Genomic DNA, 20,920 nt, shown 5'->3' with positions numbered 1-20,920 from the left:
CCGACGCGCTCCCGGCCGACCTCCGTCTGCGCGAGCTCAGTTGATGCTTTCGACGATGCGGGGTATCCGCAGGTCAGCTGGCGTATTCAGGTGTGCCCCTTGCCTTCAAGGGGCACACCACCCCGCCGCTCAGATGTCCCGGAAGATCTCGATCTGCGCCCCGATCGAGTTCAGCCGCTCGGCCAGGTCCTCGTAACCGCGGTTGATGACGTACACGTTGCGCAGCACGGACGTGCCCTCGGCCGCCATCATCGCCAGCAGGACCACCACGGCGGGGCGCAGGGCGGGCGGGCACATCATCTCGGCGGCGCGCCAGCGGGTGGGGCCCTCGACCAGGACGCGGTGGGGGTCCAGGAGCTGGAGGCGGCCGCCGAGGCGGCTGAGGTCGGTGAGGTAGATCGCGCGGTTGTCGTAGACCCAGTCGTGGATGAGGGTCTGGCCCTGCGCCGAGGCCGCGATGGCCGCGAAGAAGGGGACGTTGTCGATGTTCAGGCCCGGGAAGGGCATGGGGTGGATCTTGTCGATGGGCGCCTCCAGCTTGGAGGGGCGCACGGTCAGGTCCACCAGGCGCGTGCGGCCGTTGTCCGCGAAGTACTCCGGGGTGCGGTCGTGGTCGAGGCCCATCTCCTCCAGGACCGCCAGCTCGATCTCCAGGAACTCGATGGGGACGCGGCGGACCGTCAGTTCCGACTCGGTCACCACGGCGGCGGCGAGCAGGCTCATCGCCTCGACCGGGTCCTCGGAGGGGGAGTAGTCCACGTCCGCGTCGATGACCGGCATGCCGTGCACGGTCAGGGTGGTGGTGCCGATGCCTTCGACCCGCACGCCCAGGGCCTCCAGGAAGAAGCACAGGTCCTGGACCATGTAGTTGGAGGAGGCGTTGCGGATGACGGTGACGCCGTCGTGCCGGGCGGCGGCGAGGAGCGCGTTCTCGGTGACCGTGTCGCCCCGCTCGGTCAGCACGATCGGGCGGTCCGGGCGCACCTGACGGTCGACCACCGCGTGGTAGTGGCCCTCGGTCGCGGCGACGTCCAGGCCGAAGCGGCGCAGCGCGATCATGTGCGGCTCGATGGTCCGGGTGCCGAGGTCGCAGCCGCCGGCGTAGGGCAGCCGGAAGCGCTCCATGCGGTGCAGCAGCGGGCCGAGGAACATGATGATGGAACGGGTGCGGACGGCGGCCTCGGCGTCGATGGCCTCCATGTCCAGCTCGGCCGGCGGCACGATCTCCAGGTCGGCGCCGTCGTTGATCCAGCGGGTGCGGACACCGATGGAGTTCAGCACCTCCAGGAGCCGGTAGACCTCCTCGATGCGGGCGACCCGGCGCAGCACCGTGCGCCCCTTGTTGAGGAGCGAGGCGCAGAGCAGGGCCACACAGGCGTTCTTGCTGGTCTTGACGTCGATGGCACCCGAGAGGCGCCGGCCGCCGACCACGCGCAGGTGCATCGGTCCCGCGTAGCCCAGAGAGACGATTTCGCTGTCCAGCGCTTCACCGATCCGGGCGATCATCTCAAGGCTGATGTTCTGGTTGCCGCGCTCGACGCGGTTGACGGCGCTCTGACTGGTGTTGAGCGCCTCCGCAAGCTGTGACTGGGTCCAGCCGCGGTGCTGCCGGGCGTCACGGATGAGCTTGCCGATGCGTACGAGGTAGTCGTCTGCCATGAGGTTGAGGCTATCTCAGATATGAGATGGCGCCTCTCGGGGGGTCCGTCCGGGTGACGGGACGTCAACGGCGGCCTCAGCGGCGCTTGCCGGCCGTGGTGCGGCGCCATCCGAAAGGCCCGGGCAGGTCCATCGACGTCGTACGGCGTCCGGTGCTGCTGCGGGTGTGGCGGGGGCCGTTCGCGCCACCGGTCGTGATGGACCACGAGCGTTTGTTGATGTTCAGCCGCACCCCGGGGAGGATCCGGAAGCTCTTGCGGAACGTGAGGGGCATCGTGCCTCCTTGCCGAGTCGCGCCGGGAACACCCTCCCGGCGCAAGTCGGATACCCCCGTCCGGCGTAGTGATGGCTCTCCGGGTCACCCGGGATGGGGCGCACGCCACACCGCGCCCGGGCATGACCAGCCCGCCCCCATGTACTAGAGTTATCTCGACATCGAGATATCTGTCGAGGCGCACCGCGGCCGCCACCTGGTAAGGGTTACCTAACTTAGCCCTACCTCAGCGGAATGGCCAGGGCGGCGTGGCGGCAGGATGCGGTGGTACGCGCACTTAAATGAAGGAGACTGTCGTGTCGGCGAACAGCTTCGACGCCCGCAGCACACTGCAGGTGGGCGACGAGTCGTACGAGATCTTCCGGCTGGACAAGGTCGAGGGCTCCGCGCGCCTTCCCTACAGCCTGAAGGTCCTGCTGGAGAACCTGCTCCGTACCGAGGACGGCGCGAACATCACCGCCGACCACATCCGCGCCCTCGGCGGCTGGGACTCGCAGGCCCAGCCGTCGCAGGAGATCCAGTTCACGCCGGCCCGCGTGATCATGCAGGACTTCACGGGCGTGCCCTGCGTCGTCGACCTCGCCACCATGCGTGAGGCCGTCAAGGAGCTGGGCGGCGACCCGAACAAGATCAACCCGCTCTCCCCGGCCGAGATGGTCATCGACCACTCCGTCATCGCCGACAAGTTCGGCACCAACGACGCCTTCCAGCAGAACGTCGACCTGGAGTACGGCCGCAACAAGGAGCGCTACCAGTTCCTGCGCTGGGGCCAGACCGCCTTCGACGACTTCAAGGTCGTCCCGCCCGGCACCGGCATCGTCCACCAGGTGAACATCGAGCACCTGGCCCGCGTCGTCATGATCCGTGACGGCAAGGCCTACCCCGACACCCTGGTCGGCACCGACTCGCACACCACCATGGTCAACGGCCTCGGTGTCCTCGGCTGGGGCGTCGGCGGCATCGAGGCCGAGGCCGCGATGCTCGGCCAGCCGGTCTCCATGCTGATCCCGCGCGTCGTCGGCTTCAAGCTGACCGGCGAGCTGACGCCCGGCACCACCGCCACCGACCTGGTGCTCACCATCACCGAGATGCTGCGCAAGCACGGCGTCGTCGGCAAGTTCGTCGAGTTCTACGGCGAGGGCGTCGCCGCCACCTCGCTGGCCAACCGCGCCACCATCGGCAACATGTCGCCGGAGTTCGGCTCCACCGCCGCGATCTTCCCGATCGACGACGAGACGCTGAACTACATGCGCCTGACCGGCCGCAGCGACCAGCAGGTCGCCCTCGTCGAGGCGTACGCCAAGGAGCAGGGCCTCTGGCTGGACCCGAAGGCCGAGCCGGACTTCTCCGAGAAGCTGGAGCTCGACCTCTCCACGGTCGTCCCCTCCATCGCCGGCCCGAAGCGCCCGCAGGACCGCATCGTCCTCGCGAACGCCGCCGAGCAGTTCAAGCAGGACGTGCGCAACTACGTCGACAGCGTGGACGAGGCGGGCCAGGAGTCCTTCCCGGCCTCCGACGCCCCGGCCGTCGCCCCCAACGGCGGCCCGTCCAACCCGGTCCCGGTCACCGCCCCCGACGGCACGACCTACGAGCTGGACCACGGTGCGGTGACGGTCGCCGCCATCACCTCCTGCACCAACACCTCCAACCCGTACGTCATGGTCGCCGCCGCGCTGGTGGCCAAGAAGGCGGTCGAGAAGGGCCTGACCCGCAAGCCGTGGGTCAAGACCACCCTCGCCCCGGGCTCCAAGGTCGTCACCGACTACTTCGAGAAGGCGGGCCTGACCCCGTACCTCGACAAGGTCGGCTTCAACCTCGTCGGCTACGGCTGCACCACCTGCATCGGCAACTCCGGCCCGCTGCCGGACGAGGTCTCCAAGGCCGTCAACGACCACGACCTCGCCGTCACCTCGGTCCTCTCCGGCAACCGGAACTTCGAGGGCCGCATCAACCCCGACGTCAAGATGAACTACCTGGCGTCCCCGCCGCTGGTGGTCGCCTACGCCCTCGCGGGCTCGATGAAGGTCGACATCACCAAGGAGGCGCTGGGCGCCGACCAGGACGGCAACCCGGTCCACCTGAAGGACATCTGGCCCACCGAGGCCGAGGTCAACGAGGTCGTCGCCAGTGCCATCGGCGAGGACATGTTCTCCAAGTCCTACAGCGACGTCTTCGCGGGCGACGCCCAGTGGCAGGCGCTGTCCATCCCCACCGGCGACACCTTCGAGTGGGACGGCGAGTCCACCTACGTCCGCAAGCCCCCGTACTTCGAGGGCATGGGCATGGAGCCGGCCCCGGTCGAGGACATCTCCGGCGCCCGGGTCCTCGCCAAGCTGGGCGACTCGGTCACCACCGACCACATCTCCCCGGCCGGTGCGATCAAGGCCGACACCCCGGCCGGCAAGTACCTGACGGAGCACGGCGTCGAGCGCCGCGACTTCAACAGCTACGGCTCGCGCCGCGGCAACCACGAGATCATGATCCGCGGCACGTTCGCCAACATCCGCCTGCGCAACCAGATCGCGCCGGGCACCGAGGGCGGCTACACCCGCGACTTCACCCAGGCCGACGGCCCGGTGTCGTTCATCTACGACGCCTCGCGGAACTACATCGAGCAGGGCATCCCGCTCGTCGTCCTGGCCGGCAAGGAGTACGGCTCGGGCTCGTCCCGCGACTGGGCGGCCAAGGGCACCGCGCTCCTGGGCGTCAAGGCCGTCATCGCCGAGTCCTACGAGCGCATCCACCGCTCCAACCTCATCGGCATGGGTGTCCTGCCGCTCCAGTTCCCGGAGGGCCGGACCGCGGCCTCCCTCGGCCTGACCGGCGAGGAGACCTTCTCCGTCTCCGGCGTCACCGAGCTGAACGAGGGCACCACCCCGCGCACGGTGAAGGTCACCACCGACACCGGCGTGGAGTTCGACGCCGTCGTCCGCATCGACACCCCGGGTGAGGCGGACTACTACCGCAACGGCGGCATCCTGCAGTACGTGCTGCGCAGCCTGATCCGCAAGTAGACGGCACCGCGCAACGGCCGAGGGCCGCACCCCCGTCGCCGGGGGTGCGGCCCTCGCCCTTGCCCGCCTCTCAGAACAGCAGGCGGTACGTGTTCCAGCCGCCGCTGCCGATCTTCACGGGGGACTTGTACGGGGCGGAACCGTTGCCGGTGCCCCGGTACAGGTACAGCGCGCCGGCCTTGTCGCGCGCGACCAGGTCGGTGATGCCGTCGATGTCGATGTCGCCGACGGACACGATGGTGTTGTACGTGTTCCAGCCGCCGCCGATGCGGGAGCGGGACGAGAACGGCGCCTTGTAGTCGCCGGTGCCCTTGTAGAGCCACAGCACGCCGGACGTGTCCTTGGCGACGATGTCGGCCCTGCCGTCGCCGGTCAGGTCGCCCTTGCCGGTGATGTGGGTGTAGGCGTCCCACCCGCCGCCGACCCGGTAGCGCTGGGTCAGCGTGCCGTTGCCGTAGCCGAGGTACAGCCACAGCACGCCGGAGGCGTCCCGGGCGAGCAGGTCGTCGGCGGCGGCGCCACCGACGTTCGCCGGTGAGAAGAGCTGGTCGTAGATCTTCCAGCCGTTGCCGATGAACTCGTGGTTTTCGCTGTTCCAGGGACCGTAATACAGCTGGCCCCCGGACGTGACGTGCCAGATGCCGTCCGAGTAACCGTCGGCGTCGTGGTCCACCTGGGTGATGGCGCGGGCCGACTGCCACCCGTATCCGGACTCCAGGCGGGAGTCCACCCCGCCCTCGCCGGTCGGGTAGTAGCTCCACAGGTCGCCGTTGCCGTCCACGCCGAACAGCGGGTTGATCTGCGCGTCGCCGGGCAGGGCGGACGAGCCGAACTTCGAGGCGTCCGACGGCTTCACGTCGACCTGCGGCCGGGACGCGACCGGCCCCGGCGTGTCCGCGGCGACGGCGCTGCCCGCAGCGGTCGCCACCAGAGCGGCGGTGAGCGCGGCAGCCGTGGCACGCGCCAGGGTGCGACGTGTGTTCAGGCCGGAGCTTTTGGCCACGTGGGTCCTCCATCTGGTCATGTGAAAGGGATCCCGGACGGGTAAGTCCGCGTGATCCCGCGGTACTTCGTGATCCTTACACATGACGTACACGCGTCAAACAGATGTACGGCGGGGAACGAGAGCGGTACAGAACAGGTATGCAAGCGCAACGTGGGGCGTACAACCTTTTGCGGGGTACGCCGGTCACCCGGCGTACCCCGCAGCGTCATCCCGCGCTCACCGTCACGCCAGCAGCTCCACCTCCGCCAGCGTGTGCTCGCCGTCGAGCACCAGCCGGTACTTCGCGTACGTGCCCGGCGACTTGACCGAGAACGCCCGCGTCTGCCGGTCCCAGGCGAAGGACTCGCCGGTGCGCCGGTCCAGCGTCCGCCAGGTCGTGCCGTCGGCCGAGCCCTGGAGCTTCCAGCCGGCCGGTGCCTTCGCCCGGTCCGCCGACGACGTCAGGGTGTACTGGACCGCCTTGGCGCCCTGGCCGGACACCGGCAGGTCCACCGACGTCACGGCCGCCTCGGTCGCCGACGTGTTGTCGAACAGGGCGCCCTCGCCCTCGACGGCGTCCGCGCGCGGGGCCGGCACCTCGTCGTCCTGGGTGATCGACACCGGAGCGGCGTTCTTCCCGGTGCCCCAGGAGGACGGCCGCGGGCCCATGTCGAACTCCAGGACACCGCCCTTGGCGATCAGGTCGTGGGGGAGCGAGGTCGAGGTCCAGCGCTTGCCGTTGACCTTCAGCCCCTGCACGTAGACGTTGGCCGTGCTGTTCTTCGGCGCCTTGACGACCAGCTTGTGGCCGTTCTCCAGGTGCACGGTCGCCTTCTTGAACAGCGGGGAGCCGATGGCGTACTCGCCGCTGCCCATCACCAGCGGGTAGAAGCCGAGCGAGGAGAAGAGGAACCAGGCCGACTGCTCGCCGTTGTCCTCGTCGCCGTGGTAGCCCTGGCCGATGTCGCTGCCGGTGTACAGGCGGGAGAGCACTTCGCGGACGTTCTCCTGCGTCTTGTACGGCTGCCCGGCCGCGTCGTACATGTACAGGGCGTGGTGGGCGACCTGGTTGGAGTGCCCGTACATGCCCATGCGGACGTCCCGGGCCTCGGTCATCTCGTGGATGACGCCGCCGTAGGAGCCGACGAACTCGGGAGAGGCCGTCTCGGGCGTGGACAGGTACTCGTCGAGCTTGTCGCCGAGCCCCTCGCGGCCGCCGTAGAGGTTGGCGAGGCCGCGGCTGTCCTGCGGGGCGGTGAAGGCGTAGCCCCAGCCGTTGGTCTCCGTGTAGTCGTGGCCCCACACGCGCGGGTCGTACGTCCCGGAGTCCACGCGCCACTTGCCCGCCGCGTCCTTGCCCTGGAAGAAGCCGGCCTTCGCGTCGAACATGTTGACGTAGTCCTGGGCGCGGTTCAGGAAGTACGCAGCCTCCTCCTTGTACCGCTTCTCGCCCGTCTCCGCGTAGAGCTTCTCGCCCATCTTCGCGATGCCGTAGTCGTTGAGGTAGCCCTCCAGCGCCCACGACAGGCCCTCGTGCGTCTCGGTGCCGGTGTAGCCGAGGAACGGCGAGGTCGCCATGCCCTTGCGGCCCACGCCCGAGGACGGGGGGACGGTGGTGGCGTTCTTGACGGCCGCGTCGTAGGCCGCCTTCGCGTCGAAGTCGACGCCCTTGACGTAGGCGTCGGCGAAGGCGACGTCCGAGGAGGTGCCGGTCATCAGGTCCGCGTAGCCGGGGGAGGACCAGCGCGAGGTCCAGCCGCCGTCCTTGTAGTGCTGCACGAAACCGTCGACCAGTTCACCGGCCTTGGAGGGCGTCAGGAAGGAGTACGCGGGCCAGGTGGTCCGGTAGGTGTCCCAGAAGCCGTTGTTGACGTACACCTTGCCGTCCACGACCTTGGCGCCGGTCTGCGTCGGGGTGTCCTCCTTGACCGCCTTCGAGAAGGGGGAGGCGTACTTGTACGTGCCGTCGACCTTCTCGTGGCCCGCGTTCGGGTACAGGTACAGCCGGTAGAGGCTGGAGTACAGCGTGGTCAGCTGGTCCTGCGTGGCGCCCTCGACCTCGATCTTGCCGAGGATGCGGTCCCACTGCTTCTGGGCGTCGCGCTTGACCTTGTCGAAGGAGGCGCGCTTCGGGATCTCCTGGCGCAGGTTGTCCTTCGCCTGGTCGACGCCGATCAGCGAGGTCGCGATGCGCAGCGTCACGGTGCGGTCCCTGCCCGCGTCGAACCGCAGGTGGCCCTTGACGCCGCTGGAGTCGCCGCCGGTGACCCTGGAGTCGAACTCGCCGTAGACGAAGAGGCGGGTGGCGCCCGTGGAGAGCCCGGACTTGACGTCCGAGTAGCCCTGGAAGGTGCCGTTCTCCCGGTCGAGGGTCAGGCCGGCCTGGTCGTTGACGTTGTCGAAGATCACGCTCGCGTCGTCACCGGGGTAGGTGAAGCGCATCATCGCGGCGTGGTCGGTCGGCGCCATCTCGGCCTTCAGGCCGTTCTCGAACCGCACGCCGTAGTAGTACGGCCGGGCGGTCTCGTTCTCGTGCCGGAAGGCCAGCTCGCGGGCGTCCCGGCCGGTGTCCGGGGTGCCGGAGGCCGCGGACGGCATCACCTGGAAGGTCTGCCGGTCGCCCATCCACGGGCTCGGCTCGTGGCTCGCGCCGAACGCCTGGAGGGTGGGCAGGTTGTCCGCGTTGTTGCCGCGCGCGTAGTCGTACAGCCAGCTCAGCGAACCGGCGTTGGTCACCGGGGTCCAGAAGTTGAAGCCGTGAGGCACGGCCGTCGCCGGGATGTTGTTGCCGCGCGAGAAGCTGCCGGTGGAGTTGGTGCCGCGGGTGGTCAGCGCGTAGTCGGAGAGGTGGGCCTGCGGCCGCTCGGGCTCGGCCCGCTCGATGGCCACGTCGTCCAGCCAGCCCCGGAACTTCGCCGGGCCCTTGGGGGAGTCGTACGCCACCAGGATCCGGTCGACGGTCCTGCCGGCCGCGACCGAGCCGATCCCCGACTTCACGCTGTTCCACTGGTTGACGTAGAGGATCTTGGCGTCGCCCTGACCGCGCGGCGTCAGCGGGAACCCGTGCTGGTCGGTGGCCTTGAGGTCGCTCAGGTAGGTGCCGTCGGTGAAGGCGAGGTCGACGGAGACGTTCGTGGCGTCGTAGTCGAGGTCGCCGTCCGCCATCGACGGGAAGATCTTGTAGGACAGCTCGGTACGGCGCTCGACCTTCACGTTGACGTCGAAGACCTTGTTGTACGAGTGCGCCCCGCCGTCCGCGGTGTGCCGGCCCGCGTACTTCAGGGCGTGCGTGCCGGTGAAGCCGGCGCCCGCCTTCGCCGTCGGCGAGCCGCTCGGTCCGCGGTCCACGAGGGAGAGCATGTCCTCGGGGACGGGCGTCTCGGTGGCGGCGGTGGCCAGCTGCAGGTCGGCGAGCTGGAGGAGGTCCGCGCCGTTGTTCCTGGTGATCTCCAGCCGGAAGTGCCGGTACTCGGCCGGCTCGGCCAGCTCATAGGTCCTGGTCTGGAAACGCTCTCCGAAGGATTCCCCCGAGCGGGTGTCCAGGGTCTGCCAGGTTTCGCCGTCCGCCGAGCCCTTGAGCGTCCAGTCCGCCGGGTCGCGTTCGCCGGCGTCGTTGGCCGAGGTGAGGGCGTACTTGGCGATCCGGGCCGGCGCGTCCAGGTCGAACTCGATCCAGCCGGTCTTCTCGAACGCCAGCCACTTGGTGGTGGGCTCGCCGTCGGCGAGGTTCTCCTTCACCTCCCCGCCGCCCGTGTTCTCGGCGCTCGCCCGCACCGCGGTGACGTGGTCGGTGACACTGCCCGGTATGCCCGTGCTGTAGCCGCCGTCCACGCCCGAGGACCGCTTCTTCCCGTCCCGGCCCGTCTCCACGGTGCTGAGCCAGTCCGGAGCCGGGTCGTCCGCCTCGAACGAGGACGTGAACTCCCGGTCGGCTCCGGCGGGCGCGCCGGGCCGTGCGACCGCCGCCCCCTGCGAACCCACCGCCACGGCGAAGGCGGTCGTCAACACGACCGCCGGGCCCCATCTGTGCCGAACTCTGTACTGCATGCCCTGGCCCTCCCAGCGCTGCGGACAACGTTGTCAACTGAACTGCGCATGGACCAGTAGGGGTCAAGTGACATGTGATGTCAAGGGCGTTGGTTGTGGCGTTCGGGGCTTATGGAGGGGATTCTTCCGGCAAGTGGTGCACAGGCCGTTCACATTTCCGGGAGGTCTCAACTCGGAAAAGACGTACGGCCAACCTTGCATTCGATCTTGCTCAGCTGACGGAAAGTGGACTATACCTGTCGGCCATCAGGGGGACCCGGGGCAATCGCGCGGCGGATACCGCCGGAGCGCCCGGACAGCACTGCCCGATCCGCAGTACCCGCATTTCCTGCACGACCCAGCGTGACCCGATCGCGGTGCCGGGGAGGATCCGGTTCACCGCCTGAGTCCTGGAGAAGGCGAGGACTTGAGCATGGGATCCACTTCCGCCGAGAACGACGGCAAGGGCGTCGGCCGCCGCGATCTGATCAAGCGTTCCGCCGCGCTCGGCCTGATCTCCGTCCCGACGATGAGCTTCCTCTCCGCCTGCGCCAGCGGCGGCGGGGACGACCAGGAGAAGGCCGAGGCGGGCGAGAAGTCCGCCGAGAACCCGCTCGCGGTCAACGACAGCGCCCGGATGGAGTTCGTCCTCTTCGACGGCGGCTTCGGCAAGGAGTACGCCGAGGACGCCGTGAAGCTGTACGAGAAGGCCTTCCCCGAGGCCACGGTGAAGTTCTCCGCCACCCAGAAGATCCAGTCCACCCTGCAGCCGCGCTTCAACGGCGGCAACCCGCCCGACCTCGTCGACAACTCCGGCGCCGAGCAGATGGACATGGGCGTCCTGGTCGGCAAGAAGCAGCTCACCGACCTCACCCCGCTGCTGGACGCCCCGTCCTACGACGACCCGGACAAGAAGGTCCGCGACACGCTGCGCCCCGGCATCGTGGAGATGGGCCAGTTCGACGGCGACCCGGTCTGGATCCTGTACTACGCCTACACGGTGTACGGCAACTGGTACTCGCGGAAGGCGCTGGACTCGCTCGACGCGGAGTACCCGAAGACCTGGGACGAGATGCTCGCGGTCTGCGCGAAGGCCAAGAAGAAGGGCATGGCCGGCTGGACGTACGCGGGCAAGTACCCCTACTACATCCCCTTCTCGATGTCCCCGATGATCGCCAAGGTCGGCGGCGCCGAGGTGCTCGACGCGATCGACAACCTGGAGCCGAACGCCTGGAAGCACCCGGCGGTCAAGGCGGTCTTCGAGGCCTGGTACGAACTGTACGAGAAGGGCTACATCCTCAAGGGCACCCCGGGCCTGGACCACATCCAGTCGCAGACCGCCTGGGCCAAGGGCGACGCCCTCTTCCTCCCCAACGGCTCCTGGGTGGAGAACGAGTCGGCCAAGGTCATCCCCGCGGACTTCGACCTCGCCGTCTCCGCGCCGCCCGGCATCGACGAGAACGACAAGATGCCCTTCGGCACCATCTGGGCCTCCGGCGGCGAGCCCTTCATCGTCCCGGCCAAGGCGGCCAACGGCGCGGGCGGCATGGAGCAGTTGCGCATCATGCTGAGCGAGGCCTCCTCGAAGAACTTCACCAGCAAGGTGAAGTCGCTCAGCGCCTACAACGGCGGCACCGACGGCATCGAGCTGACCCCGGGCCTCAGGTCCGGCGTCGCGGCGCTGGAGCTGGCCGGGGACAACGTGGTGAACCCGCGCATGCAGGACTGGTACGTGCAGCTGCAGAAGGAGAAGATCGGCGTCTCCTGCCTGGGCGAGATGATGGCCGGCCGGCTCACCCCGGCCGAGACGATCAAGAAGATCCAGGGCTATGCCGACGAGGCCGCCAAGGACTCGTCGATCAAGCACTACAAGCACCAGTGAGGACGTGTCACCAGGGCCCGCCCGGCGCTCCCGCGCCGGGCGGGCCCCGGCGGCGCCACCCGCGCGCAGATCGGGGTCGGTAGCAATGCAGCACGGCAAGTACCGGTTCGTCGTGGGGTTCCTGTCGGTCCCCCTGGGGCTGTACGCGCTCTTCGTCGTCTGGCCGTTCGTCCAGTCCATCTACTACTCGTTCACGGACTGGACGGGGCTGAGCCCCGAGTTCGAGATGGTCGGCCTCGACAACTACTCGCGGATGCTCGACGACGAGATCTTCTGGAAGTCGTTGCAGCACAGCGTGGTGTTCGCCCTGCTGGTGCCGCTGGTCACGCTCGGCCTGGCGCTCTTCTTCGCCTTCATGATCAACGTGGGCGGGCGCAAGCGCAAGGGCGGCCCGGTGGTCACCGGCGTCCGCGGCTCGGGCTTCTACAAGATCGTCTACTTCTTCCCGCAGGTGCTCTCCATCGCGATCGTCGCCCTGCTGTTCCAGTTCGCGTACAACCCGGACAGCGGCGCGGTCAACTCCCTGCTGCGCGGCATCGGCCTGGGCTCCCTCCAGCCGCTGTGGCTCGGCGATCCGAACCTCGCGCTGTGGTGCGTGATGGCGGTGCTCGTCTGGTCGACGGTCGGCTTCTTCGTGGTCCTCTTCTCCGCGGGCATGGCCTCCATCCCGGCGGAGCTGTACGAGGCCGCCCTGCTGGACGGGGCGAGCCGCTTCACCACCTTCTTCAAGGTCACCCTGCCGCTGCTGTGGGACACGGTGCAGTCCGGCTGGGTCTACATGGGCATCCTGGCCCTCGGGGCCGAGTCCTTCGCGGTCGTGCAGATCATGACGACCGGACCCGGCGGACCCGACTACTCGACCACCGTGATGGTCCTGTACGTGTACCAGAAGGCGTTCCGGGACGGTCAGGCCGCCTACGCCACCACCATCGGCGTCGCCCTGCTCGTCGTCACGCTGGCCTTCGCCGCCCTCGTGATGAAGCTGGGCCGGCGCGAGCGGCTGGAGTACTGAACAGATGAAGACGACCGAGACCCCCGCTCCCGTACCGGCCGAGCCGGACGCATCCGTCCGCACGACGCAGGACCCGCCCGGCGGACTCCGGAAGGGGAAGAGGGAGGGGACCGCCCTCAACGTCTTCTCCCACGGTGTCCTCGTCATCTGGGCGATCATGGTCGGCATGCCGCTGGTGTGGGCGGTGATGACCTCCTTCAAGGACGACGCCGCCATCTTCGGCTCGCCCTGGTCGCTCCCCGACAAGCTGAACTTCGACAACTGGTCGCGGGCGTGGTCCCAGGCACACATGAGCGACTACTTCCTCAACACCGTCCTGGTGGTGGGTGGTTCGCTGGCCGGCACGCTGGTGCTCGGCTCGATGGCGGCCTATGTGCTGGCCCGGTTCGAATTCCCGGGCAACCGGTTCATCTATTACTTGTTCGTCGGCGGCATGAGTTTCCCGATCATGCTCGCGCTGGTCCCGTTGTTCTACGTGGTGGACAACATGGGACTGCTGAACACCATTCACGGGCTGATCCTCGTCTACATCGCCTATTCACTGCCCTTCACGGTGTTCTTCCTGACCGCGTTCTTCCGCACTCTGCCGAGTTCCGTGGCGGAGGCCGCGTTCGTGGACGGGGCCTCGCACACCCGGACCTTCTTCCAGGTCATGCTGCCGATGGCCAAGCCGGGTCTGATCAGCGTGGGCATCTTCAACTTCCTGGGCCAGTGGAACCAGTACATGCTGCCGACCGTGCTCAACACCGACCCGGACAAGCACGTCCTGACCCAGGGCCTGGTGCAGCTGGCGGTCAGCCAGGGATACAAGGGTGACTGGTCCGGCCTGTTCGCGGGCCTGGTGATGGCGATGCTTCCGGTGCTGGCGGCGTACGTCGTCTTCCAGCGTCAGGTCGTCCAGGGACTCACGGCGGGTGCCCTCAAGTAACCGCCCGGCCCCGCGTGCGTGCCGTCCCCCGGACCGCCGGCGGCGGCACGCACGCACATGTGTGCGGTCAAGGGCGCCGAGCACCCGGATGCGGTTCAACCTCTTGACGGGAGGCGACCCTAACGGCTCAGCTTAGGGTTCACTAGTTGGACATGGACGGGGCCTCATCGAAGCGGCCCCGCGCGCAGGAGGTCGTCGTGGAGACTCCCGGGTCGCAGTCGTCGCTGCACCGAGCCAACCTGGAAAGGGTCGTACGAGCGGTACGGCTCGCCGGGTCGCTCACGCAGGCGGAGATCGCGAGGACGACGGGGCTGTCCGCGGCGACCGTCTCGAACATCGTCCGGGAGCTGAAGGACGGCGGGACGGTCGAGGTCACGCCCACCTCGGCGGGCGGCCGGCGGGCCCGCAGCGTCTCGCTGAGCGGGGACGCCGGCATCGTCATCGGCGTGGACTTCGGGCACACGCACCTGCGCGTCGCGGTGGGGAACCTCGCCCACCAGGTGCTCGCCGAGGAGTCCGAGCCGCTGGACGTCGACGCGTCCGCCGCCCAGGGCTTCGACCGGGCGGAGCAGCTGGTCAACCGGCTGATCGCGGCGACCGGCATCGACCCGTCCAAGGTCGCCGGAGTGGGGCTGGGCGTGCCCGGTCCCATCGACGTGGAGTCCGGGACGCTGGGGTCGACCGCCATCCTGCCCGGCTGGGGCGGCACCCGGCCCGCCGAGGAGCTGCGGGGGCGGCTCGGCGTGCCGGTGCACGTGGACAACGACGCCAACCTCGGGGCCCTGGGCGAGCTGGTCTGGGGCAGCGGCCGGGGGGTGCGGGACCTGGCGTACATCAAGGTCGCCAGCGGTGTCGGCGCGGGCCTGGTGATCAGCGGGAAGATCTACCGCGGGCCCGGTGGCACGGCGGGCGAGATCGGGCACATCACGCTCGACGAGGCCGGTCCCGTCTGCCGCTGCGGAAACCGGGGCTGCCTGGAGACCTTCGCGGCCGCCCGCTACGTCCTCCCGCTCCTCCAGCCGAGCCACGGCACGGACCTGACGATGGAGGGCGTCGTCCGGCTGGCGCGGGACGGCGATCCGGGCTGCCGCCGGGTGATCGCCGACGTCGGCCGCCACATCGGCAGCGGCGTCGCCAACCTCTGCAACCTGCTCAACCCGAGCCGCGTCGTCCTCGGCGGCGACCTCGCCGAGGCCGGTGAGCTGGTGCTGGGGCCGATCAGGGAGTCCGTGGGCCGCTACGCGATCCCCAGCGCGGCGCGGCAGCTGTCGGTGCTCCCCGGGGCGCTCGGAGGCCGCGCGGAGGTGCTCGGGGCGCTTGCTCTCGCCCTCAGCGAGATGGGCGATTCGACGCTTTTGGACGGAAGCGCAACCAGTGCTCTGTCCGCCGTCACCCCTGCCTTCACTTAGAGCACGGATGGCACCGTTGTCATCTCGTTAAGGATTTACTTCTTGACGTCGCACGTGCGGCCGAGTTGACTTCCAGCCACCTCGGCCGCAACGACGCGGCCTCGTCAGGGAGGTTTCTGAAGTGAACACGCGTATGCGTCGTGCCGCCGTTGCCGTTGCCGCTGGTGCGATGGCCGTCTCGCTCGCCGCTTGTGGCAGCGCCAAGGAGTCCGGCGACAAGGCCGACTCGTCCGACTCCGCCGCCAAGAAGGGCGACGACATCAAGGTCGGTCTCCTCCTTCCGGAGAACCAGACCGCCCGGTACGAGAAGTTCGACAAGCCCTTGATCGAGAAGAAGGTCAAGGAACTCACGAACGGCAAGGGCGAGGTCGTCTACGCCAACGCCAAGCAGGACGCCACGCTGCAGGCGCAGCAGGTCGACACGATGATCACCAACAAGGTCGACGTGCTCATCGTGGACGCGGTGGACTCCAAGGCCATCGCCGGCTCCATCACCAAGGCCGAGCAGGCCGACATCCCGGTCGTCGCCTACGACCGCCTCGCCGAGGGCCCGATCGACGCCTACACCTCGTTCGACAACGTCACCGTCGGCAAGACCCAGGGCGAGGCCCTGCTGAAGGCGCTGGGCGACAAGGCCGAGGGCGGCCAGATCGTCATGATGAACGGCTCGTCCACCGACCCGAACGCCGGCCAGTTCAAGGAGGGCGCCCACTCCGTCCTCGACGGCAAGGTGAAGATCGGCCGCGAGTACGACACCAAGGAGTGGAAGCCGGAGAACGCCAACGCCAACATGGAGGGCGCCATCTCCGCCCTCGGCAAGGACAAGATCGTCGGCGTCTACTCCGCCAACGACGGCATGGCGGGCGGCATCATCACCGCCCTCAAGGCCGCCGGCATCGCCGACATCCCGGTCACCGGCCAGGACGCCGAACTCGCGGGTGTGCAGCGCATCGTCACCGGTGAGCAGTACATGAGCGTCTACAAGTCCTACCCGCAGGAGGCCGAGGTCGCCGGCGAGATGGCCGTCGCCCTCGCCAAGGGCGAGTCGCTCGACTCCATCGCCAAGGACAAGGCCGACAGCGCCACCACCAAGGACATCCCGACCGTCCTGGTCCCGGTCGTCTCGCTGACCAAGGACAACATCGCGGACACGGTCGTCAAGGAAGGCTTCTACACGATCGACGAGATCTGTGGCGGCAAGTACCAGGCGGCCTGCGACGAGATCGGCCTGAAGTAGCCGGCCCCGCCTCCCGTACCGCCTGAGCGCGTACGGGACCGGCTGCCCGCAAGCTTCCTCCGGCGCCCCGCACCACACAGCCCCGCAAGCTACGCGGGGCGCCGGACGGAACACCCCCAACCTTTCTGCACAACCTCCCGCCGGGTCAGGCGGCGAAGGAGATGGTTCACGTGTCCGCTACGCCCGTGCTGGCGTTGCGCGGGGTCTCCAAGCGATTCGGTGCCGTCCAGGCGCTCACCGACGTAGAGCTTGAGGTCCACGCCGGTGAGGTGGTCGCCCTGGTGGGCGACAACGGAGCCGGAAAGTCCACGCTGGTCAAGACGATCGCCGGCGTGCACCCCATCGATGAGGGCGCCATCGAGTGGGACGGCAGGGCCGTCTCGATCAACAGGCCGCACGACGCCCAGAACCTCGGCATCGCGACCGTCTACCAGGACCTCGCGCTGTGCGACAACATCGACGTCGTCGGCAACCTCTACCTGGGCCGGGAGATCCGCAAGCGCGGAGTCCTGGACGAGGTGGAGATGGAACGCCGGTCCCGCGAGCTGCTGGACACGCTGTCCATCCGCATCCCCAGCGTCCGCATCCCGATCGCCTCGCTCTCCGGCGGTCAGCGCCAGGTCGTGGCGATCGCCCGCTCCATGCTCGGCGAGCCCAAGCTGGTCATCCTCGACGAGCCCACCGCCGCCCTCGGCGTCGAGCAGACCGCCCAGGTCCTCGACCTCGTCGAGCGGCTGCGGGAGCGCGGTCACGCCGTCATCCTCATCAGCCACAACATGGCCGATGTCAAGGCGGTCGCCGACAAGGTGGCCGTCCTGCGCCTCGGGCGCAACAACGGCGTCTTCGAGGTCAAGTCGACCTCGCAGGAGGAGATCATCTCCGCCATCACGGGCGCCACGGAGAACGCCGTGACCCGTCGTGCGGCGCGCACCAATGGGGAGATCAAGAAGTGAGCATCGACAAGACCTCCGCCCCCGCCGCGGACAGCGCGGCGGAGAACCCCGACGCCGCTCCCGCCGCCACCGCGGTCGACCCGCGGCTGCTGGTGCGCGAGCAGGGCTTCGCGGGATACCTCGGCGAGTTCAAGCGGAAGATGAAGGGCGGTGACCTCGGCTCCCTCCCGGTCATCGTCGGCCTGCTGGTCATCTGGGCCATCTTCACCAGCCTGAACTCCAACTTCCTCACCGCCGGCAACTTCTCCGACATGTCGGTCGCCATGGTCGGCACCGGCATGATCGCCGTCGGCATCGTCTTCGTCCTGCTGCTCGGCGAGATCGACCTGTCGGTCGGCTCGGTCAGCGGTGTGGCGGGCGCCACCTTCGCGGTGCTGAGCGTCACGCACGGGATGAACGAGATACTGGCCATGGTGCTGGCCGTCCTCACGGGCACCGTGGCCGGCGCCATCCACGGTTTCTTCTTCGCGAGGATCGGTGTCCCGGCCTTCGCCGTGACGCTGGCCGGCCTGCTGTTCTGGCAGGGCTTCATGCTGCAGATCCTCGGCAGCAACGGCACCATCAACCTGGACGCCGACGGTGTGGTCGTCAAGCTGACCAGCTACTACTTCACCGACGTGGCCGCCGCCTACGGCCTGGCGGTCGTCGTGACCGCGGGCTACTTCCTCACCGCGTTCTTCGACAACCGCCGCCGTGCGGCCGCGGGGGTGCCGTCCCGCCCGCTGAACGAGATCATCGTGCGCACGGTGCTCCTCGCCGTGCTGGCCTTCGTCGTGGCGATCGTCTTCAACCAGTACAAGGGCCTGCCGCTGGCCGTGGTGATCTTCCTCGGGTTCCTGCTGCTCACGGACTTCGTGCTGCGCCGCACCGCCTACGGCCGCAAGGTCTTCGCCCTCGGCGGCAGCGTCGAGGCGTCCCGGCGTGCCGGTATCAACGTGGAGCTGATCCGGATCTCGGTCTTCGCGATCGCCGGCACCTTCGCCGCGATCGGCGGCCTCTTCGTCGCCTCGAAGATCGCCTCCGCCAACCAGGGCGCGGGCACCGGTGAGTTCCTGATGAACGTCATCGCCGCGGCCGTCATCGGCGGCACGTCCCTCTTCGGCGGCCGCGGCCGTACCTGGGACGCGCTGCTCGGTGTGATGGTCATCATCTCGATCCAGTACGGCCTCGCCCTGGAGGGCATCGCCTCGCCGGTCCAGTACATGATCACCGGTGGCGTGCTGCTGGCGACCGTCGTCATCGACGCGGTCACCCGCAAGACGCAGAAGACGGCCGGCCGCGCGTAGGCACCCCTCGCGCCCGTCGCAGCCGCACCACCGCCCGCCCGGGCCGCGTCCCGGGCGGGCGGTTCGCCGTCCGGGGCCCGGCGCCGTCCGGGGCCCGGGGGGCGCCCGTCGTACGGAATCCGGGCATCCGTCGTACGGCCGTTCGGGGAAGTCGTAGAACGGACCGCCGATGGGTAAGGCCGAACGCGTGACGTACGACGCACCGCCCGGACACGTTCCGCCACGGCGGAACATTAGACTCGACAAGCCCGGCAACAGCTCTACTGCAAGGAGGCACGGGTGCCGCTGCTGACCCGCATCACGGGACCGCGCGATCTGGACCGGCTCAGCCTGGAAGAGCTGGACCGGCTGGCAGAGGAGATCCGCACCTTCCTCGTCGACGCCGTCTCCAAGACCGGCGGCCACCTGGGCCCCAACCTCGGCGTGGTGGAACTCACCCTCGCCCTGCACCGCGTCTTCGACTCGCCGAGCGACAAGGTGCTCTGGGACACGGGACACCAGTCCTACGTGCACAAGCTGCTCACGGGCCGGCAGGACTTCTCGCGGCTGAAGATGAAGGGCGGCCTGTCCGGCTACCCCTCGCAGGCCGAGTCCGAGCACGACGTCATCGAGAACAGCCACGCCTCCACCGTCCTCGGCTGGGCCGACGGCATCGCCAAGGCCAACGAGGTCCTCGGCCACGACCGCCACGTCGTCGCGGTCATCGGCGACGGCGCGCTCACCGGCGGCATGGCCTGGGAGGCGCTGAACAACATCGCCGCCGCCAAGGACCGACCCCTCGTCATCGTCGTGAACGACAACGAGCGCTCCTACGCCCCGACCATCGGCGGCCTCGCCAACCACCTGGCGACCCTGCGCACCACCGACGGCTACGAGCGCTTCCTGGCCCGCACCAAGGAGGTCCTGGAGCGGACTCCGGTCGTCGGCCGCCCGCTCTACGACACCCTGCACGGCGCCAAGAAGGGCCTGAAGGACTTCATCGCCCCGCAGGGCATGTTCGAGGATCTCGGCCTGAAGTACGTCGGCCCGATCGACGGCCACGACATCGAGGCCCTGGAGTCCGCTCTCACCCGCGCCAAGCGCTTCGGCGGCCCGGTCATCGTGCACTGCCTCACCGAGAAGGGCCGCGGCTACCAGCCCGCCCTGGCGGACGAGGCCGACCGCTTCCACGCCGTCGGCAAGATCCACCCCGACACCGGCCTGCCCATCTCCACCTCCGGCGCCGACTGGACCAGCGTCTTCGGCGACGAGATGCTCGAGCTGGGCAAGGAGCGCGAGGACGTCGTCGCCATCACCGCGGCCATGCTCCAGCCGGTCGGCCTCGACAAGTTCGCCAAGGCGTTCCCCGACCGCGTCTACGACGTCGGCATCGCCGAGCAGCACGGCGCGGTCTCGGCGGCCGGCCTCGCCCACGGGGGAGTGCACCCGGTCTTCGCCGTGTACGCCACCTTCCTCAACCGCGCCTTCGACCAGGTGCTGATGGACGTGGCCCTGCACCGGTGCGGCGTCACCTTCGTGCTGGACCGCGCCGGTGTCACCGGCACCGACGGCGCCTCCCACAACGGCATGTGGGACATGTCGATCCTCCAGGTCGTCCCCGGCCTCAGGCTCGCCGCCCCGCGCGACGCCGACCAGGTCCGCGCCCAGCTGCGCGAAGCCGTCGAGGTGGACGACGCGCCGACCGTGGTGCGCTTCTCCAAGGGCGCCGTCGGCCCCGCCGTACCGGCCGTCGGCCGCGTCGGCGGCATGGACGTGCTGCGCGCCCCCGGCACCGACACGCCCGACGTGCTCCTGGTCTCCGTCGGCGCCCTCGCACCGATGTGCCTGGAGGTGGCGGACCTGCTGAACAAGCAGGGCATCTCCACCACCGTGGTCGACCCGCGCTGGGTCAAGCCCGTCGACGAGGCCATGGCCCCGCTCGCCGAGCGCCACCGCGTGGTCGTCACCGTCGAGGACAACTCGCGGGTCGGCGGTGTCGGTTCCGCCGTCGCCCAGGCCCTGCGCGACGCCGGCGTCGACGTACCGCTGCGCGACTTCGGCATCCCGCCGCGCTTCCTCGACCACGCCTCCCGCGCCGAGGTCCTGGCCGAGATCGGACTCACCGCACCGGACATCGCCCGCCAGGTGACCGGTCTGGTCGCCAAGCTCGACGGACGGTACGAGCGCACCGGCGCCGAGGCGGACCCGGTGGAGGCCGCGCGCGACTGACGTACGGCCGGACGGGCAGGTTCACCACTCGTTGCGGTGGGGAAACC

General features: G+C 69.0%; 13 protein-coding genes. 9 read left to right on the top strand and 4 right to left on the bottom strand.

What is annotated here, in order from left to right; all coding sequences use genetic code 11:
- Window positions 1–129: 129 nt before the first annotated feature.
- Together ACVV2G_RS10445 and ACVV2G_RS10440 are read right to left on the bottom strand one after the other, a co-directional pair.
- Window positions 130–1,659 carry a UDP-N-acetylglucosamine 1-carboxyvinyltransferase gene (locus ACVV2G_RS10445; RefSeq protein WP_453842354.1) on the bottom strand — a complete coding sequence of 510 codons (1,530 nt, stop codon included), beginning with the start codon at window positions 1,657–1,659 and terminating at the stop codon, window positions 130–132.
- Window positions 1,660–1,735: 76 nt separating this feature from the next.
- Window positions 1,736–1,933: a DUF4236 domain-containing protein gene (locus ACVV2G_RS10440; RefSeq protein ID WP_453842353.1), complete on the bottom strand. Its 198-nt coding sequence runs from the start codon at window positions 1,931–1,933 to the stop codon at window positions 1,736–1,738.
- A 296-nt stretch (window positions 1,934–2,229) separates the two neighbouring features.
- On the opposite strand from ACVV2G_RS10440, the gene acnA reads away from it, so the two are divergent.
- Window positions 2,230–4,947, top strand: coding sequence for an aconitate hydratase AcnA (gene acnA / locus ACVV2G_RS10435; protein ID WP_453842352.1), 2,718 nt, complete (start codon window positions 2,230–2,232; stop codon window positions 4,945–4,947).
- Between the two features lie 70 nt (window positions 4,948–5,017).
- Here acnA and ACVV2G_RS10430 read toward each other — a convergent pair whose 3' ends face one another.
- Window positions 5,018–5,950 (bottom strand): FG-GAP repeat domain-containing protein, encoded by a 933-nt coding sequence (locus tag ACVV2G_RS10430; protein WP_453842351.1) that lies wholly within the window; start codon window positions 5,948–5,950, stop codon window positions 5,018–5,020.
- A gap of 225 nt (window positions 5,951–6,175) precedes the next feature.
- Complete coding sequence (locus tag ACVV2G_RS10425; RefSeq protein ID WP_453842350.1) at window positions 6,176–9,979, bottom strand: GH92 family glycosyl hydrolase; 3,804 nt, start codon at window positions 9,977–9,979, stop codon at window positions 6,176–6,178.
- Window positions 9,980–10,391: 412 nt separating this feature from the next.
- On the opposite strand from ACVV2G_RS10425, the gene ngcE reads away from it, so the two are divergent.
- The 8 genes from ngcE (at window position 10,392) to dxs (ending at window position 20,873) form a co-directional block, all read left to right on the top strand.
- Window positions 10,392–11,840 carry an N-acetylglucosamine/diacetylchitobiose ABC transporter substrate-binding protein gene (gene ngcE, locus ACVV2G_RS10420; protein WP_453842349.1) on the top strand — a complete coding sequence of 483 codons (1,449 nt, stop codon included), beginning with the start codon at window positions 10,392–10,394 and terminating at the stop codon, window positions 11,838–11,840.
- Window positions 11,841–11,925: 85 nt separating this feature from the next.
- Window positions 11,926–12,852, top strand: a complete 927-nt coding sequence (locus tag ACVV2G_RS10415) for a carbohydrate ABC transporter permease (RefSeq protein WP_453842348.1) — start codon at window positions 11,926–11,928, stop codon at window positions 12,850–12,852.
- A 4-nt stretch (window positions 12,853–12,856) separates the two neighbouring features.
- Window positions 12,857–13,780 (top strand): carbohydrate ABC transporter permease, encoded by a 924-nt coding sequence (locus tag ACVV2G_RS10410; protein WP_453842347.1) that lies wholly within the window; start codon window positions 12,857–12,859, stop codon window positions 13,778–13,780.
- A gap of 197 nt (window positions 13,781–13,977) precedes the next feature.
- The gene (locus tag ACVV2G_RS10405) at window positions 13,978–15,189 is read left to right on the top strand and encodes an ROK family transcriptional regulator (protein WP_453842346.1); all 1,212 of its coding nucleotides are present in this window, start codon (window positions 13,978–13,980) and stop codon (window positions 15,187–15,189) included.
- A gap of 133 nt (window positions 15,190–15,322) precedes the next feature.
- Window positions 15,323–16,426 carry an ABC transporter substrate-binding protein gene (locus tag ACVV2G_RS10400; protein WP_453842376.1) on the top strand — a complete coding sequence of 368 codons (1,104 nt, stop codon included), beginning with the start codon at window positions 15,323–15,325 and terminating at the stop codon, window positions 16,424–16,426.
- A gap of 161 nt (window positions 16,427–16,587) precedes the next feature.
- On the top strand, window positions 16,588–17,379 hold the full coding sequence (locus ACVV2G_RS10395) for an ATP-binding cassette domain-containing protein (RefSeq protein ID WP_453842345.1): 792 nt from the start codon (window positions 16,588–16,590) through the stop codon (window positions 17,377–17,379).
- The gene (locus ACVV2G_RS10390) at window positions 17,376–18,665 is read left to right on the top strand and encodes a sugar ABC transporter permease (protein WP_453842344.1); all 1,290 of its coding nucleotides are present in this window, start codon (window positions 17,376–17,378) and stop codon (window positions 18,663–18,665) included. The genes ACVV2G_RS10395 and ACVV2G_RS10390 overlap by 4 nt, the downstream gene beginning before the upstream one ends.
- A 279-nt stretch (window positions 18,666–18,944) precedes the next feature.
- Window positions 18,945–20,873 carry a 1-deoxy-D-xylulose-5-phosphate synthase gene (dxs, locus tag ACVV2G_RS10385; RefSeq protein WP_453842343.1) on the top strand — a complete coding sequence of 643 codons (1,929 nt, stop codon included), beginning with the start codon at window positions 18,945–18,947 and terminating at the stop codon, window positions 20,871–20,873.
- Window positions 20,874–20,920 lie beyond the last annotated feature (47 nt).

The sequence above is a fragment of the Streptomyces sp. JK94 genome (assembly GCF_053613315.1).
The sequence above is the reverse complement of the archived record's forward strand: the minus strand, read 5'-3'. Positions and strand labels throughout refer to the sequence as shown.